The organism is Amycolatopsis vastitatis (assembly GCF_002234595.1).
Classification (GTDB): Bacteria; Actinomycetota; Actinomycetes; order Mycobacteriales; family Pseudonocardiaceae; genus Amycolatopsis; species Amycolatopsis vastitatis.
This window is the reverse complement of sequence record NZ_NMUL01000047.1, coordinates 1-17,062: the sequence shown is the minus strand read 5'-3', so window position 1 is coordinate 17,062 and position 17,062 is coordinate 1. Positions and strand designations below refer to the sequence as shown.

At 67.9% G+C, this 17,062-nt stretch carries 10 protein-coding genes and 3 pseudogenes; 8 read left to right on the top strand and 5 right to left on the bottom strand.

Annotated features, from left to right (window positions below):
* Window positions 1-25 precede the first annotated feature (25 nt).
* Window positions 26-889 (top strand): hypothetical protein, encoded by an 864-nt coding sequence (locus tag CF165_RS38385; protein WP_205661083.1) that lies wholly within the window; start codon window positions 26-28, stop codon window positions 887-889.
* Window positions 890-1,078: 189 nt separating this feature from the next.
* On the opposite strand, the pseudogene CF165_RS38380 reads toward CF165_RS38385, so the two are convergent.
* From CF165_RS38380 to CF165_RS38370, 3 genes and pseudogenes are all read right to left on the bottom strand, one after another.
* Window positions 1,079-2,147, bottom strand: a pseudogene (locus tag CF165_RS38380) (IS110 family RNA-guided transposase).
* A gap of 226 nt (window positions 2,148-2,373) precedes the next feature.
* Entirely contained in the window at window positions 2,374-2,676 is a 303-nt protein-coding gene (locus CF165_RS38375) for an integrase core domain-containing protein (protein ID WP_093952509.1), read from the bottom strand.
* Window positions 2,657-3,460: pseudogene (locus tag CF165_RS38370) on the bottom strand (IS30 family transposase); the annotation flags it as partial. The gene CF165_RS38375 and the pseudogene CF165_RS38370, both read right to left, overlap by 20 nt.
* A 947-nt stretch (window positions 3,461-4,407) precedes the next feature.
* Here CF165_RS38370 and CF165_RS38365 point away from each other — a divergent pair.
* On the top strand, window positions 4,408-4,812 hold the full coding sequence (locus tag CF165_RS38365) for a histone-like nucleoid-structuring protein Lsr2 (RefSeq protein WP_093952508.1): 405 nt from the start codon (window positions 4,408-4,410) through the stop codon (window positions 4,810-4,812).
* A gap of 510 nt (window positions 4,813-5,322) precedes the next feature.
* Here CF165_RS38365 and CF165_RS38360 read toward each other — a convergent pair.
* The gene (locus CF165_RS38360; RefSeq protein ID WP_158226876.1) at window positions 5,323-5,880 is read right to left on the bottom strand and encodes a hypothetical protein; all 558 of its coding nucleotides are present in this window, start codon (window positions 5,878-5,880) and stop codon (window positions 5,323-5,325) included.
* 581 nt (window positions 5,881-6,461) lie between these two features.
* On the opposite strand from CF165_RS38360, the gene CF165_RS38355 reads away from it, so the two are divergent.
* Both CF165_RS38355 and CF165_RS38350 read left to right on the top strand, forming a co-directional pair.
* Window positions 6,462-10,301: an nSTAND1 domain-containing NTPase gene (locus tag CF165_RS38355; protein ID WP_240521965.1), complete on the top strand. Its 3,840-nt coding sequence runs from the start codon at window positions 6,462-6,464 to the stop codon at window positions 10,299-10,301.
* Between the two features lie 18 nt (window positions 10,302-10,319).
* A pseudogene (locus tag CF165_RS38350) lies at window positions 10,320-10,592 on the top strand (Lsr2 family DNA-binding protein); the annotation flags it as partial.
* Window positions 10,593-10,886: 294 nt separating this feature from the next.
* Here the strand turns inward: CF165_RS38350 and CF165_RS38345 are convergent.
* The gene (locus tag CF165_RS38345; RefSeq protein ID WP_093952505.1) at window positions 10,887-11,150 is read right to left on the bottom strand and encodes a DUF1883 domain-containing protein; all 264 of its coding nucleotides are present in this window, start codon (window positions 11,148-11,150) and stop codon (window positions 10,887-10,889) included.
* Between the two features lie 557 nt (window positions 11,151-11,707).
* On the opposite strand from CF165_RS38345, the gene CF165_RS38340 reads away from it, so the two are divergent.
* The 4 genes from CF165_RS38340 to CF165_RS38325 all read left to right on the top strand — a co-directional run bounded on the left by CF165_RS38340 (window position 11,708) and on the right by CF165_RS38325 (window position 16,913).
* Entirely contained in the window at window positions 11,708-11,980 is a 273-nt protein-coding gene (locus CF165_RS38340) for a hypothetical protein (protein WP_143268741.1), read from the top strand.
* Between the two features lie 317 nt (window positions 11,981-12,297).
* Window positions 12,298-15,090, top strand: a complete 2,793-nt coding sequence (locus CF165_RS53510) for an NACHT domain-containing protein (protein WP_158226875.1) — start codon at window positions 12,298-12,300, stop codon at window positions 15,088-15,090.
* Between the two features lie 86 nt (window positions 15,091-15,176).
* Entirely contained in the window at window positions 15,177-15,938 is a 762-nt protein-coding gene (locus tag CF165_RS38330) for a hypothetical protein (protein ID WP_093952502.1), read from the top strand.
* A 300-nt stretch (window positions 15,939-16,238) separates the two neighbouring features.
* Window positions 16,239-16,913, top strand: a complete 675-nt coding sequence (locus tag CF165_RS38325; RefSeq protein ID WP_093952501.1) for a hypothetical protein — start codon at window positions 16,239-16,241, stop codon at window positions 16,911-16,913.
* Window positions 16,914-17,062 lie beyond the last annotated feature (149 nt).

The following is a 17,062-nucleotide window of genomic DNA, read 5'->3' as shown; positions in this document are numbered from 1 at the left end:
GTGAGCTCTCGCATTGGGAGGTGTGGTGGGACGGATCGCCTGCGTGCACGGCATCGGCCAGCAGGCTGCCGGGGAGCAGTCACTTTCGCAGACCTGGGTGCCCGCGCTGCTGGACGGGCTCACTCGCGCCGACCAAGGCGACGCAGCTACCGCCGACGACGTGGCAATGGGGTTCTACGGCGACCTGTTCCGCCCAGCCGGGGAGCTGCTGACGGTCGGGGACCCGATGTTCACCGCGGCCGACGTCGATCCCGGCCTGGAAGAAGAGTTGCTGCTGGCGTGGTGGCGAGAGGCCGCGCGGGTGGATCCGAAGGTTGCGCCGCCGGAGGCGGACACGCTGGTGCGGGCGCCGGGGTCGGTGCAGGCGGCGTTGCGGCAGCTGTCCCGGTCGCGGTTCTTCGGGGGGCTAGCGTTGCGGGCGATGGTGTTCGATCTCAAACAGGTCCGCCGTTACCTGCAGGACCCTCGGCTGCGCGACGCGGCGCGAGCGGCGGTCCGGAAGCTGATCACGGCAGAGACGCGGGTGGTGGTGGCGCACTCACTGGGGTCCGTGGTCGCGTATGAGGTCCTGGCGGCGATGCCGGACCACCAGGTGCAGGCGCTGGTCACTCTCGGGTCACCGCTCGGGATCGCGAATCTGATCTTCGACCGGCTGGACCCGACCCCACACGACGGGCTCGGAGCCTGGCCAGGATCGGACACCCTGGTGTGGACGAACGTGGCCGATCGCGGGGACGTCGTCGCGCTGGAGAAGGACCTGCGGCCGCGGTTTGGGCCGCGCGTGGTCAATGCGGTGGTGCACAACGGTGCCCGCGCCCACGCCGTCGCCGCCTACCTCACCGACAAACTCACCGGGACGGCGATCGCGGACGGTCTGCATGCCCGCTGACACCGCCGGCCCGCCCCGCTACCTGATCGCCACCGCTATCGCCCACTATCCGAACGCCCTGGAGTTGCCCCGTTGAGGCGGACACGGGGTTTTAGGCAGCTGCGGGTTGAGCGTAGTGGTTGGTTCGGGTTTCGGCTGGGGTGTTCTGGCCGTTGGTGGAGTGCAGCCGGTGGACTCTCCTATGTCCCGTCAAGCTCGGATCGGTGTTTCGCTGGCTGCGTTGAGGTGGCGGTAGATCTGGCGGGCGAGGTAGCGCTTGAGGCAGCGGCGGATCTCTTTGGTGGTGCGCCCGTCGGCGCGTCGGCGTTCGACGTATTCGCGGGTCGCAGGGTCGTGGATCATGCGGGTGGTCGTGGCCATGTGCAGGGCGCGGTTCACGCGCCGGTCTCCGCCGCGGTTGAGGCGATGGCGGACGGTGTTTCCTGAGGAGGCTGGGATCGGGTTGACCCCGGCGAGGCAGGCGAACGCGGCTTCGGAACGGACCCGGCCGTGGTGGGACCAGGCGGTCAGGCAGACAGCCGCGGTGACGGGTCCGATTCCGGTTTTCTCGAGCAGCCCGGCGGCCGGTGTGGTGCGCACGAGGGGTGGCGATCGTCTGTCGGTTGGCGGTGAGTTCGTCGTTGAGGGCAACGATGCGGGTGGCCAGGCGCACGGCTTCGGCTCGAGCGGTCGCCTTGCCGAGTGGCTCGTCTCGGGTGCGCCAATGGGAGATCTCGAGTACTTGTATGCTGCGTAGTGGGCGACGCGCGTCGATGCCCAGGTCGATCGCACGCACCAGTGCGGTCAGCGCGTTGACGGTCGCGGTGCGTTCACCGGTCATGTGGTCCCGGGCTGTCACCAGGACACGCAGTGCGGATCGTTCGCCCTCGTCAGAGCGCGGGTGACGGAGCTGGGTTTCCTCCAGCGGCAGCGCGGCCTCGGCGATGCGGCGAGCGTCTAGCGAATGAGATTTCCCGACCCCTCGGTGGGCGCGGGCATTCATCTGCGGCGCCTCGACGACCTGGTATCCGGAGTCGGCAATGGCGCCTGCGAGCCGGGCGCCGTATGTCGCCACACCCTCGACGACCCAGAGAACGGCACGGTTCTCGCCGGTGCGTCGGGTGGCCCACGCGATCGCGCGGGCCATGCCGGCTTTGGTCGCGGGGAACTCGGCTGAGGCGATGGGCTGCCCGGTGGCGGCCAAGATCGCGAAAACATGGTTGCGCGCGTGGGTGTCCACGCCGATGACGTAGGAGTGATTGTGCGCGACGATGGTCATGCTGGTCGGGCTACTTTCCTCTCTAGGAACAGCGGTCCGGCCGCAGACGGCCGGCGCCGGTCTGGGAAGAGGTCACCCCGGTTCGGCACTGTGACGGGCCACGATCTGCAGATCGGGCAATCTCCTGATCAGGACACCGAGGTGGGCCAGGACGGCGTCGGCCGCTCCGGCTGCTGGACGGGCAAGTCCAACCGAAAGGCACCACACGGGCCAGTGATTGTATGAGTCACGACCTCGAGCCGGGGCGGCCGCCGCCCACCCTGGTCGGCCAGTCCCAGACCAGCCACCCCCAACACTCACAGTGGTTGTAGTAGCGTAGGTAGGTGAAGATGTCCTGGCGGGCCTCGCTTCGGGTGGGCCAGATCGAGACACCGATCTCGGTTTTCAGGGTGGCGAAGAAGGCTTCGGCGACGGCGTTGTCGTAGCAGGATCCGACCCGCCCGACCGAGGGACGGATCCTGTGTTCGGCGAGGGCGGTGCGGAACTGGCCGGAGGTGTATTGGGCGAGTTCAATCGGTCGATGCAACACCGGGTTGTAGGAGTAAGCGTAGCTGTTCGGCGAAGGCTTCGGCCGGGGTTCGCCAACCGAGGAACTTGCGGGGCCGGTTGTTGATCGTGAAGGCGATAGCCTCGAGCTCCTCAGCTGACCACCGGGAAAGATCGGTGGCCCTTCGGGAAGTACTGGCGCAGCAAGCCATTCGTGTTCTCGTTGGTCGGGCGCTGCCATGGTGAGTGCGGGTCGGCGAAGAAACCCTCGTCCCGGTCTCGAGGGTCAGCTGTGCGTGCCCGGACAGTTCTTTCCCGCGGTCCCACGTGATCGTCCGCCGCAGTTGCTCCTGTAGCTGCGTGATCGAGGCAGCCAACGCGGCGTTCATCGCGACGGCGCCGTAACAGCCGAGCGACGGCCCGTTCTTCACCGGTGGGTTCTCTCCCCAGCCCTCCAGCCTGGGCAGGTGCACCAGGAGCGTGGACCGGCTGCTGCGCTCGACCAGCGTGCCGATCGCGGACCGGCCCGTCCCGATGATCAGATCCCCCTCCCAGTGCCCTGGAACGGCGCGATCGGCGGCTTCGGTGGGGCGTTCGCTGAGGACGACGTCCGCGCTGACATGCCCCTGTGACTTGTTGCGTGATCGGGCTCGCGGTTCCCGCAGGGCCCGCCCGGTGCGCAGACACGCGACCAGCTCTCGCTTGAGCGCGCCGCGTCCCTCGATGAACAGCGACTGGTAGATCGCCTCGTGGCTGATGCGCATGGACTCATCATCGGGGAAATCAACCGGGAGCCGGTGAGAGATCTGCTCCGGGCTCCACGACCTGCGAGACACCAGGACATCCTCCCTCCAGACCACCGTCTGGAATCAAGGTGTCCGACCCCAAGGGGGCAACCCCACCCCCACAGTCGCAGCTCACCCACGACTTGTGACACGCCCACCGCATCCTGCACGAGCCCGGCGCCAGACCGACGACACAACGAGCGAGGATCGGCCCGGGCTGCAACCAACTACCGACGGGCCCGCGTGACGCATGGTGGCGGCGCTTCTTCGCACGCCCCTGAACGGCGCCACACGCGCACATCGCAGTGGTCGGCCCGCCCCCGTCAGGGACGGACTCACGCCCCCACGCGGACCTGAACAGCGAATCCCAGCTTCTCGATCACGGACTTGTTCACCCCCGCCCGCGTTTCTCATCTGACGAGCCGGCCACCGCCTGCCCGCGCCGCGAGCGATGGACAGAAACTCGCCCGTGATTTCGGAGCACCGTTCGGCGATTGCGCCGAACAGACCAGTACCCGACATCGCAGCCCAGATCTCGCGTTCGCCGCGACGCGCGTGGCAGCGAATACGTTCAGAGGCAGATGTCACCAGGTCAAGACACACGTGGACGGTCTCTCCACGTTCGGGGCGAATGTCGCCGAGGGCGTTCGCCACCCTGGCACGCAAGGGATCGTCCGGATGGACCCCGCAATGCCGGCTGCGGTAGGTGCGCCGGACCGACGAGCGCGAAGTTCAGCACGTGCGACGTGACGAGATAACACTGACATTCCGTCGCTGCACGTAGTGTTTCCGTGCACCCGGCGGCTTGTCGTCCGAAAGATCGCCACGAAGTGTTGCCCGAAGTTCATGCACCCCACGGCGGGGATATCGTTCAACGCTGAGGATGATAATTGCCGCGATACCGGCCAGTATGTATGATCCACAGTGGATCCCTGCAGATCGTGCGCCTGTTCACAGCAGACGCACAGCCGACCAGTTGGAGAATTCCCATGGCCCAAAAGGTCCTCGTCGAGATGCTGGACGACCTCGACGGCACCCCCGCCACCCACACCGTTCCGTTCGGTCTCGACGGCATCAGCTACGAGATCGACCTCTCCGACGACAACGCCGCCGCCCTGCGCGACGAACTCGCCCGCTTCATCAACGCAGGCCGCAGGACGGGTGGCCGCAAGCTGCGTGTCGCGACCGGCCAGTCAACAGCCGGCACGACGGACCGCGAACGCTCGCGCGCGATCCGCGCCTGGGCCAGCGACAACGGCTACGAGGTCTCCGAACGGGGCCGTCTCTCCTCCGAGATCGTCACCGCCTACGACGACGCACAGCGGCAGGCCGCCGAACCAGCCCCGGCCCGTAAGCGGGCACCGCGCAGGAAGGTAGCCGCCGCGAAAAAGTAACGCCCATGGCAGCCGATCACTGGGGAGAGCTCGCCATGGTTCCTCCGTCGACGGCGAGCTGAATTGATCGCAATCCCAGCCACTCAACCTCTGTAGCGCCGGAAGTGCCGGTGATCGGCTGACCATGAGCCGATCACCGGCACTCCTCCCCCGATCCCCCCGGCCATGGCTTGTTCTGTCAGCGTGATTCCGCGAGCTCTGGCGGCCCAGAGCAGACCAACCGGTTGCGGCCCCGAAGGTCGCCGGCAATGCGAACACGCTGTGCGCCTACGCCAACGCGCTCGGCGCTTTGCTCGGTCCGACCGGCCGGTGGCGGGCGTCGCCGACGATCAGGTCGCCGCGGCGATGGCCATGCTGGGGGCACGGCAGCGCCGGCGACTGGAGTCGCGACCGCGTGGCCGTCGGCTCCTGGGCGAATACGGTGTGTCCTGGCCGAGGTACCTGGCGCGGCGGTGAGCGCCTGGACGTCGCGTGCGTCCCAGGCGCTCCCGCCGCAGCCAGCCGCGATCACTAACAGGCGACAATCCCGTACACCGGCCCCCAGTTCATGCCCGCGCGCTGCACGGAGTAGGCCCCCGGCAGCCGTCCCGATCCGCTGCCGTAATAGACGTACGGTTGTGTGCCGCGTGTCTGGTTGTTCTCCCACGAGCCCGTCGTGTACCACGGAATGCCCTTGTACTGGCCGCAGTCGTAGAAGCCGATGTTGTCGCCACCGAACGACCCGTACTCGTAGGCGCAGAACCATCCGAAGTTCGCCCCGCCCTGGCACTCCGGGATCCACGATGCTCCCAGCGCGCGAGGTTCGGTCTCACCGGGAACGGTGACGTTCAGCACCGCCCCCGGTGACTCGATCCGGTTCGGCGCGACTTGGTGGGCCTGACCGCCCAGCTTCGCCAGGTACCCGTTGACCTTGTTCTGCAGGCCTCTGGCTTGCCCGGCGGACAACCCTGCGGCCTGCCCCTGCGCGACGAAGTCCGCGGGACCGTCTGCCGCGACGGCGGGTACCGACATCAGCACCGTGCCGATGAGCGCGATCACCGCGCTCACAACAGTTGCAATAATCTTCATTTTGATCATCGTTCTCCTTTCTCAGATGGAACCGACAAGTGCGGTAAGCAGCCTGCGACGAAGCAGCCCGTCCGCGTTGACGAGTTGCTCTGATCCGGTTGGTCACCAGACGCTGTCATGCCATCGACAGCCGTACGCCTTTCCGGGGAATGTTCTGCTCAGGTGAATCACTTCGCCATCCTGTACCACGAGGCGATGGTCTGCCCAAATGGGCGCGAGGCCGCCATATCCTTGCCACCATCCCGCTGATCGCACTGCTACGACACGCATACGTCCCGATGCGCGGACCTCGCCTTCCAGGTCATTGCCCACCACATTTCCCGTCTTGGGCGACGCTGGTGCTGGAAGTGCCGGTGACCGGCTGACCAGGAGCCGGTCACCGGCACTCCACCTCCCCCATTTCCCCGCACCATGGTTCGTTCTGTCAGTGCTGATTCCGCAAGCCTGGCGGCTCCGAGCAGGCCAACCGGCTGCGGCCTCGAACGGAGCGTGCTGAATCTTGCGGGTAGTTGCCATGCCTGTGTACGTCGTGTGGGTTGTTCAGTGTCTGCTGCTGGACTCTGGACAACGGTCGCTGAACAATGGCGTGGGAGGTGGTGGCGGTGCCGCGTGGCGAGCGACCGCTGGAGGGCGGGGACGGGGTGGTGGTGCGGTTCGCTCGTGACCTGCGGCAACTGCGGGAGAAGGTCGGGCGCCCGACGTATCGGGAGCTCGGGGCCCGCGCGCACTACTCCGCGGCGGCGCTGTCGGAGGCGGCCGGCGGACGAAAACTGCCCACCCTGTCGGTCACCGTGGCCTATGTTGCCGCCTGCGGCGGCGATACCGCGGAGTGGGCGACGCGGTGGCGGGCGGTCGCGGCCGAATTGGCCGCGGCCAACGCCGAACCGTCCAGCACGAATGACCAGGCCCGGGCGCCGTATCTGGGGCTGGCCGCGTTCGAACGGGAGGACGCCGACCGGTTCTTCGGCCGGGATGAACTGGTCGCCGACCTGGCGAACAGGGTGCACCAGTACCGGTTTCTCGGAGTTTTCGGCCCCTCCGGCTGCGGCAAGTCCTCGGTGCTCCGCGCGGGACTGGCCGCCCATCTGACCGCCGAGCACAAACAGGACAACGACGCTCCGGTCGTCGTGTTCACTCCCGGACACCGCCCGCTCGAGGAATGCGCGGTCCACTTGGCGCAGCTCCTCGGCGCAGCGCCGGGAACGCTTCGAGATGAGTTTTCCGAAGACCCGCGCAATCTTCATCTGCGGATCCGTCAGGCTGTGACCGGCACCGCTGCCGAAACCGATGTCGTGCTGATCGTCGACCAGTTCGAGGAACTCTTCACCCTGTGCGCAGACGAGTCGCAGCGGGCACGGTTCATCGACGCGCTGGTGACTGCCGCGACCGACCCGGCCAGCCGGGCCAGGGTGGTGCTGGGTGTCCGGGCGGACTTTCTCGAGCACTGCGGGCGCCATCACCGCCTGGCGTCGGCGTTGTACGACACGCAGGTCCTGGTCGGCCCGATGAGAACCGACGAGCTACGGCAGGCCATCGTCGGGCCTGCCGAGCAGGCCGGATACCGGCTGGAAACCGCCTTGGTCGCTCGGCTGGTCGGGGATGCCGCGCGCCAAGCCGGGATGCTGCCGCTGGTGTCCCATGCTCTGTTGCAGACGTGGTTGCGCCGGCAAGGCGCGGTCATGACCGTCGCCGGCTACGAGGCAGTAGGCGGTATCGAGCACGCGCTGGCCCGCACCGCCGAACAGACCTACCAGGCGCTCGACACCGGCCAACAGATCCTCGCCCACGAGATCTTCCTCCGCCTCACCGCCCTCGGTGAAGGCACCGAAGACACCAAACGCCGAACCGCCCGGCAGGAATTCGACCTCGACGACCCCGACACCGCCGTGGTGCTGGACACGCTGGCGCGGGCACGGTTGATCACATTGGGCGACGACAGTGTGGAGATCGCGCACGAGGCCCTGATCCGGCACTGGCCTCGGTTGCGTACCTGGCTGGCCGACGATCGTGACGGTCACCGGCTCCACCGGCGGCTCACCGAAGCCGCCGCTGAGTGGGACCGACACGAGCGGGAGGCCGGCTTGCTGTATCGGGGAGCACGCCTGGATGCCTGGGAAGGGCGCCCGATCGACCGGCTCAACGACCTTGAGCGCACATTCCTGACCGCCAGCCGCGACGCTGCGGAGCGGGAGCGCCGGGCTCGGCGGCGCCGGGTCCGGTTCACCGTCGGTGGGTTGAGCACGGCCGTTGTCGTCGTGACGGTGCTCGCGGTGGTCGCGCTGGTCATGGCTACTCGAGCTGATGACCAGCGGAAGCTGGCGGTGGGTCGTCAGCTGGTCGCCGACGCCCGCGCGCAGCTCCAAGTCGATCCCGAACTCGGCCTACTGCTGGCCCGCGAGGCATACAACATGGCGCCGTCCGAGGACACCGAAGCCGTGCTCCGGCAAGCCACCGCCAACTCACACATCCGTACCACACTGGCGGAGAGCAGCAGCACCATCACTAACTATGCGGAAAGAGCCGCGCTGACCGGTGCAGCCTTCAGCCCGGACGGGAAACACGTCGTCACGAGTGATTTCGATGGCGAGGATGGCATGCTCCAAGTGCGGGCCTGGGATGCCGAACACGGTGTTGGACCCGCGACGCAGACACTGCGTGTTGAGTGGAAAGGCACAAAGCTGTGGAATCCGGTGTTCAGCCCGGACGGCCGTCGTATCGCGGTGCTCGGTAGTGAAGGCCTGTGGGTGTGGGACTGGGAGCAAGTCCTGGCTGGCCGAGCACAGCCGATGATGTCGCGCAGGATCAGGGGTGATTGGCGGGACAAGATCGCGTTCAGCTCGGACGGTCAACGTGTGGCCAGTGGCAGCGACGATGGCACTGTCCGTATTTGGAACCCCGCTGGCGACGATCACCCTGCTGTGCTCCACGGCCACGACGGATCGGTCTACGGTGTGGCGTTCAGCCGCGACGGGAAATGGCTGGCCAGCGGCGGAGAGGACGGCACGATCCGGCTCTGGAACCTCGCCGATGGCGGCAGTCCGGCTGTGCTACGAGGTCACGAGGGCTCAGTGACAGGCGTGGCGTTCAGTCCGGACGGCCTCCACCTGGCGTCGGCGGGTGCCGACGGCACGGTCCGGATGTGGGATCTCACCCGTACGGCGGACGCGGTGGTGCTCGGCCGACACGACAGCGGCGTCCTCGACGTCGCCTACAGCCTTGACGGGCACTCGATCGCCAGCACCGGCAACGACAGCACGGTCGAAATCTGGAATCCCGACCGCTCTGCCGCTCCGACGGTATTGCGAGGCCACCGCGGTGCTGTCTGGTCTGCCGCGTTCAGCCCCGACGGGAGGTCCGTCGCAAGCGTGGCCGACGACGGAACAGCCAAGATATGGGACATCGACGAGGTCGATGACCTGACGGTGCTGCGTGGTCATCAAGGACGGGTCCTCAGCGTCGCTGCCAGCCCGGACGGACGTCTGGTCAGCGGCGGCCAGGACGGTACCGTTCGAATATGGCAGGTCTCTGGTAGCCACGCACCGATCGTCCTGGCCGGCAACACGGCACCGGTGGTTGACGTGGCCGTCAGCCCTACTGGGCGGCAGGTCGCCGCCGTCAACGAAGACGGGAGCGTCAATATCTGGAAAACCGACAATCCTGCCGCGCCGACTCGACTATGGGAGCCGCACCCTGGCAATCCGATGCTGCAAGTAGCCTTTAGCGCGGACGGCAATCGACTCGCCGGTATCAACATGGGACCGACGCGGTACATATGGAGCACACCCGAGACCTCATCAGCTGAACCGCTTGCCGTAGTGGTGGACGGTCAAGCACCAATTGGAGTGTGGACGGCGTCTGTTGTCGGGTGGAGCTCCGATGGACGCCGCATCGCCGTCGTTATGAACCAAACCGTCATGCTGTGGGACCTTGACGTCCCGAGCAGCCTCACCGCGTTGCCCGGCGACGCCAGCCGCACTAAGACGCTGGCCTTCAGCCGTGACGATGACCACCTCGCCGGCGGAGATGACGACGGCACTGTCCACATCTGGAACATCGCCGACCCAGCTAACGTTCCCGGCCCGGTCGCGTTACACGGCCGCCACCAAGGCGCGGTTACAAAAGTGACTTTCAGTCAAGACGGTCGCCAGCTGGCCACCATCGGCATCGACGCCACCGTCCGAATCTGGAAAACAATCGACACCAGTGAACCATTGGTGTTAAACGGATTCCGTGCCGCCGCATTGGTTGTTGCTTTCCTTACCGGCGGTCGATACGTCACTGCCCACGACGACGGCACCATCCGAATCTGGCGATGCCCCGCCTGTGGCCCTATCGCAGAAGTCCTCGCTCAGGCAAACCGTCACGTCACCCGAGACCTCACCGCCGAAGAACGTCAGAGATATCTAGCCTCAAGCCGTTGATAGATGACTCTGATGGCACTTGCCGTCCGTACTAGCGCAGGCCGCAGGACCGGTGGTCGCAAGCTGCGCGTCGCGACCGGCCAGTCAACAGCCGGCACGACGGACCGTGAACGCTCGCGCGCGATCCGCGCCTGGGCCAGCGACAACGGCTACGAGGTCTCCGAACGGGGCCGTCTCTCCTCCGAGATCGTCACCGCCTACGACGAAGCACAGCGGCAGGCCGCCGAACCAGCCCCGGCACCGGCCCGCAAGCGCGCACCGCGCAGGAAGGTCGCCGCCGCGAAGAAGTAACGCCCATGGCAGCCGATCACCGGGGAGAGATCGCCATGGTTACTCCGTCGGCGGCGAGGAGAGTTCTTCCTCGCCATCGACGGAGGACGTTCGTCTGTCGCGCGTAGTTCCACGCGATGCCGCGTCGCTAGGCGACGGCCCTCGAGGAAGACGACTTCACCGACGCGGACGGCAAGAGGGTCTCGGTCTGGCAGACCATCGCGGGCAAGGCCTGGTCCACCTCGAAGACGAAGTCGGACGACGGGTGGAGGTCAGCCGGTTCAACGAGGCCGACCTGACGAACTTTCGCCCGGGTCAGTAAGGTCCTGTGAGCCAGTACTTGATTCGACCTGGGTAACTATCGATGACGAGGTACCAGAAGTCGTCGTGGGGCAACACCAGCTCAACAGGGCTGGTGTCCCAGAAGCCGCCGTAGTAGCACTCGTACTCGTCCTCGTCGCAGTACGCCTGGTAGTTCTCGGCGTTCATCAGGCAGATCCTCGCGGCGCAGCCGCGCAGCGTCAGCTCGAAGCGAGCGCCGCCGGCGCAGGACCCGATCTCGTGCCACCAGTGTTCCATACGAACATTTGTAGCGACGATCGGTCACCGACGGAATCGCCCGCGCAGTTCGGAGGGGCAACGGCGTCGCAATCACCGGACGCGACCGCTCCGGTCGCGGTCATGTTGCTCTGCCCTGGAGGGATCGCGGTCATCGGCCCGGCGACCCAGGTGTGGCCGGATTCTGTCGGTGTTGCCCGATATGTTGGTGCAGTGACGCTCTTGGGGGTTCTCGAAGACGACGAGTACCCGCCCGACCACGGCATGCTGGTGATCCGCGACCGCTATGCCGCCGACGCAGCGGAGCCGTGGGGCCACGCACTGCTCGGCGAGCTGCGACCGACGCGTTGTCCGGCACGATCGCCACCGCCGGTGACGGCTGGGTACACGGGAAACCGGCGGCCCCTATCAAGCCGTACGGCTGGAAGCCCACGACCAGCCACCGCAGATCGCCCTCGCGGAGTGGGAAGACGTCGTCGAGACTCCGTTCCACAGCCGCACCGGCCGGCTCGCCTTCGCCACCCTTACCGGCGCCGAGCACGAGGGCACCCTTGACCTGCTCCGGCGAGGCATGTTTCGTGCCCGAGTGGCCCGCCGTGCGGCCACGATCGGTGAAGAGGGGCGACGTCTGGCTGCAGTTGTGGCCCCGCGGTGCCAATCCGGGGGTGATCGGCGGGAACGGCGAGGTCATTGTGTGGCGCCTCGGCGGGCCGGTGGTCCTCGGCCGCGTCCCGAACCAGTACCGCTACCGCGCCTACGAAACGCCCACCGGGATCGCGGTAGCCACCTCACCCGGGTCCGGCGTCCTGGAGCCGTGGAACGGCTGCCCGCCGACCTCGGTACCCACCTAACCCACGGCCTCACACGACCATAGAAGCGAGGCGTCAACGGGCAGCCAGCACCGATTTTCACCCCTCAACGGGCATCCCACCGGGGAATCCGGCCGGAACGCCTGGGCCCTGCCCGTGCAGCCCGCACCGACGCTCCGGTGGGACCGTCCGGCCGCGTGTCGTCGGCAATCGGGTTTTCGTCGATCTTCGGAATGCCGGACAAATCCTGGTCAAGAATCGCGACAGCCTCAAGGCGAACCGTTTCTTCGGCGAAAACGCGGCGAAGCTCCAGCCGGGCCCGTATCCTTTATGTCACTATGGGGAGCCGGGCAGGTACGGTGGGCAAGCTCGTGCTGGTACCGCTGGCGGCCTCGCCCATCGCCGTCGCGGCCTGGGCCGGCCGGCCGGTGCCGGCGGTGCTCCTGCTGGCCGGATACACGCTGGTCGCCGGGGTGCTCGCCGTCACCGGGGAGATCGCGCGGGAGCTTCGCGGACGGTGGCGGGCGCGGATCGTGGACCGCGTCGACCGGTGGCTGGTCCGGCGGCTTTCGCTGTTCGGGCGCCGCTACCGGGACTTCCTGCTCGGCAGCCTGCGCTTCATCGACCTCAAGGGCCTGGCGACCATCGGCTTCCACACCCCCGAGCTGGACGAGGTCTTCGTCGACGTCAGCCTCACCTTCCGCCCGCCGCAGGACGTGACCGACAGCCTGCTCCCCGACCGCCGGCCGACCGGCGCCGACCGGCGTTCGCTGCAGGAGTTCCTGTGCCGCCCGCGGCCGGTGGTCCTGGCCCTCGTCGGCGCGCCCGGCAGCGGGAAGACGACGCTGCTGCGGCACACCGCGCGCCTGATCTGCCTCGACCACCGGCGTCACCACCGGCGGGTGCCGATCCTGCTGCACCTGCGCGACCACGTCGACGCCGTGGTGTCGGAGCCCGAAATCGGCCTGGCCGAGCTCGTCCGCCGCGCCGTCGGACGCCACTGCGGCGAAGAACCACCCGGCTGGTTCGAACACCGGCTGCGCGACGGGAACTGCGTCGTGCTCCTGGACGGGCTGGACGAAGTCGCCCGGCAGGAGGACCGCCGGAAGGTCGCGGACTGGATCGAGCGGCAGATCCACCACCACCCGACCAACGACTTCGTGATCACGTCCCGCCCGCAGGGTTACCGGACCACCGGCATCAACGGCGCGGCGGTGCTGCAGGTGCGCAGCTTCACCGACGAACAGGTGAAACGCTTCGTCGGCGGCTGGTACCAGGCGGTGGAGCGCTACCGCACCGGCGCCCGCGCCGAGGACGTGCTCGCGCACGCGGCGGCGGCCACGGAAGACCTGCTCGAACGGCTCGACCAGGCGGTCGCGCTGCGGGACCTGACCGTCAACCCCCTGCTCCTGACCATGATCGCCAACGTGCACCGCTACCGCGGGGCCCTGCCGGGCAGCCGCGCCGATCTCTACAGCGAAATCTGCCAGGTGATGCTGTGGCGGCGCCAGGAGGCCAAGAAACTCCCGATCGAGCTGGGCGGCGACAAGAAGGAGCTGGTGCTGCGCGCCCTGGCGTTCTCGATGATGCGGAACCGGGTGCGCGATCTCGAACGCGCCGACGTCGTCGCCGAGATCGGCAAGGCGCTGAAGCGGGTGTCCCGGAATCTCAGCGCGGAAGCGTTCCTCGACGACGTCGGCTCGAACGGGCTGCTCGTCGAGCGGGAAAGCGGCCTCTATTCCTTCGCACACCCGACGTTCCAGGAGTACCTCGCCGCCGTCCACGCGCGGGACAAGGGGCTGGTCCGTGTCCTGACGGCCGCGGTCGACGATCTGTGGTGGCGGGAAACCATCCTGCTCTACGCCGCCCAGGCCGACGCCGACCCGATCGTCCGCGCATGCCTGCGTATCGGCGAGGTCACCGCGTTGTCGCTCGCGGTCGACTGCGCGGAGCAGAGCAGCGAGCTCGCGCCCGACCTGCGGGACCGGCTCGACGAGTTCCTCGCCCCGTCCCCCCAGCCCGGCGAGGACGCCGACCACCGCAGGCTCCGGGCGGCCGTCGCGCTCACTCGCCACCTGCGCCAGCAGATCCAGCTGGGCAACGGCAGCCGGCTCTGCGCGCGGCCGATCACCGGTGCCATCTACGACCTGTACCGGCTGGACACCGGGGCACCCGCTCCGGACGGCCCCGCGCCGTCTCCGGACGCTCCCGTCACCGGCGTGCGCGGCAGCGACGCGACCGCCTTCGTCCGCTGGGTCAACGACGTCGTCGTCGGCGAGCCGGTCTACCGGCTGGCCCGCCGGGCCGAGCTCGACAATCCGGTCGTGGGCCGCTCGATCGCCCGGTGCGCCTGGCTGGCCGACACCGAGCTGTGGCTGGCTCCGGGGACCGCGCACCCGCACCTGGTCAGCGCGCAGACGCTCGTCGACTACGTCCGGGACGACATCGAACGGGCGGCCCCGACCCTGCTGCGGCCCCTGCTGCTCAAGCTGATCCCGAACGACCGCGTCCGCTCTATCGGCCACACCCTGATGCCGGCCGGCCTGCGGGACCTGGCCCACGACCTCGCGGTGGAACACATCGAGGTCCTGGATCTCGCGGCGAACCTCGGCCTGGAGGTCGACCGGGAGCTCGACAGCATGCTGGTCCACCTCCTCACCCCGGAAATCGTCCGGATCCGGACGATGCCCCTCGACCAGGTGATGGGCCGCGCCCTGTCCGACGCTTCGGCCGAAGTCCTCCGGTCGGGCGCGCCGGCCGCGGCGTGGGCGAGGAATCTCGCCGCCGCCCTCGCCGCGAAAGCGGGAATCGCCGAGGCCACCGCGCCGAAACCCCCGGAGGAACTCGAATCCGACGTGTGCCGGATCCAGGCCGAAGTCGAAGAAGTCCCTTGCTCGGCCTGGGCGCGCCGGGTCGCCGCGAACCTCGAGCGGGAGTCGCTGCCCGTCTTAACGCGGCAAAAGGTCCTGACGTCCAGCGCGGCCACCGCGCTCCGCCTCGCGGCGGTGTGCCTCGCGGCCGAGATGCGAGCGCACGAGCAGGTTCAGTCGGCCAAGACGTTCCACGCGATCGCCGCGGGCATCACGCTGGTGCAGCGCCGGGCCGGTGGCCAGGCCCCGCCGGTCGAGCGGATCGTGCTCGCCACCACGTGAGGGCACGGAATTGCCGGTGCGTGTCGGAGGGCAGTACCCGAACGGCCAGTTCGTTATCCGACTTCGGAGCGCTGTCGTGAGTCGTCGTGGAGACGAAGGACTGGCCGTTCCGGGGACGGCAGGCCTGCCTCGCCGAGGGCTCTGCGATCCTGGTTCACCAGCTGGTCACGACCGGTCGGGCTGCGCCGGCACAGCACCGAGTGGTCCTGGTCCGGACCGATGCGGGCCAGTACGCGAGCTTGCACGAGTTCGTCCGCGACCGGTTCGCCGGCCTGGCCGAGGACGAGCTGTCCGCGGTGCGGCTGGTCGCACTGGCCGAACCGGCCGAGACCGACGTGATCGCCTCCCTCGTCGACCCGGCCGTCCTGGATCGGCTGCGCCGGCGCGGAATGCTGATCGAAGTCGGAGCGCCGGGTCGCCGGCGCTGCGACTGCCTCGCCGAGCACGCGGTGTGCCGGCGTGCCCATCAGGCGGCGATCGCTTACGCCAACATCTCGCGCAACGCTCGCATCTGCCTCGCCAGCACCTCCTCAGGCGACGCTCCGGACATCTGGCGAGCAATCCAGGCGGAGACCAACCGCAAGCCGGTGAACGCCCAACACCTCATCGCCCCAAACCGGCAACCCGACGCGATCGCGCCCTTCCTCAACGGCGTCCTCGCCCTCCGTTGCCGACTGATCATCACCACCGGCAGCGACATGCACGACGCAGTCACCGCTGCCGCCAAGTCACATCCGGACCAAGCGTTCGCATCCGACGACAAGTCGATCACCCTGCGGAACGTCCGGCACGTGGCCACAGCTCCCGAGATCACTCAGCTCATCCGCGACGTGACAAACGGTATCTAGCGGAGTTCGCACTCAGATGAGGTGCGGACACGCTATCGCGGATCGCAGGGGTCGACGACGACACGTGACACTCAAGAAATCAGGAGATGTCGACGCCACAGCGAAACCGTTCACCACGCCGGGTTGCTGCCGCACCGTCCGGAACATCCCGACCTTCGACGGGCCGGCCGCCGGCAGGTACGGCGTGGCGGTGTGATCAACGCGCACGCAGCCGGTAGAAGTTGAACAGCTGTCAGATCTCGGTCCACTCCAAGACGGGATCTCACTCCCCCACCACAGTCGCTCACGCAGGAGATTTCCGTGCCCTCTTCCCAGTCCGGCACAGGCCGATGGGCCCTTGCCACGCTCGCCGCCGCGCTGACAGTCGCCGGCTGTCACGCATCCGACGCGGCGACCCCAGCCCCGACGACGTCGACGGCGGCTTCGGGTGACCTGCCGGTCGGAGACTCCGCTGCAGCCATGCCCGGGCCGGGCACCTGCAAACTGGGCAGCCGGGACGGCCAGCCGATGCCCGACCCGAACTGCACCCCCGGCGCCGTGAACCCCGCCGTGCGACAGGACACCATCAAGGACACGATCTGCCAGACCGGGTGGACCAAGACCGTACGTCCGTCGACCTCGAAAACCAGCACGATGAAGGCCGCGTCCGCCCGCTCCTACAACCTGACACCCGGCGCCAAGAGCGAGTACGACCACCTGGTCAGCCTCGAACTCGGCGGTGCCCCGGACGATCCCCGCAACCTGTGGGTCGAACCCGGCACGATCCCCAACCCCAAAGACGCAGTCGAGAACAAGCTGCACGCGGCCGTGTGCTCCGGCCTGATCCAGCTCGCCCCCGCCCAGAAGGCCATCGCCAGCAACTGGGTCACCGCGTTCGACACCGTCGGCCTGCGCGTCGCGGGCGGCAAGGTGTGCCTGCGCGACAAACCCACCAGCTGCGTCAACGGCCACCGCGGCGACGAGGATGGCAACTGATCTCGCGTGACCAGTGCTGACGCACTATTGCACCATTCAGGTGAGCTCGTCGAACGCAACTGGCCGACCTTGCTGCGACCACAGCTCGTCGCCGCTGGTGCCGTGGCGGTTCACGGGGTTCGGTCCTTCGTAGTCGACGATGGTTCTGA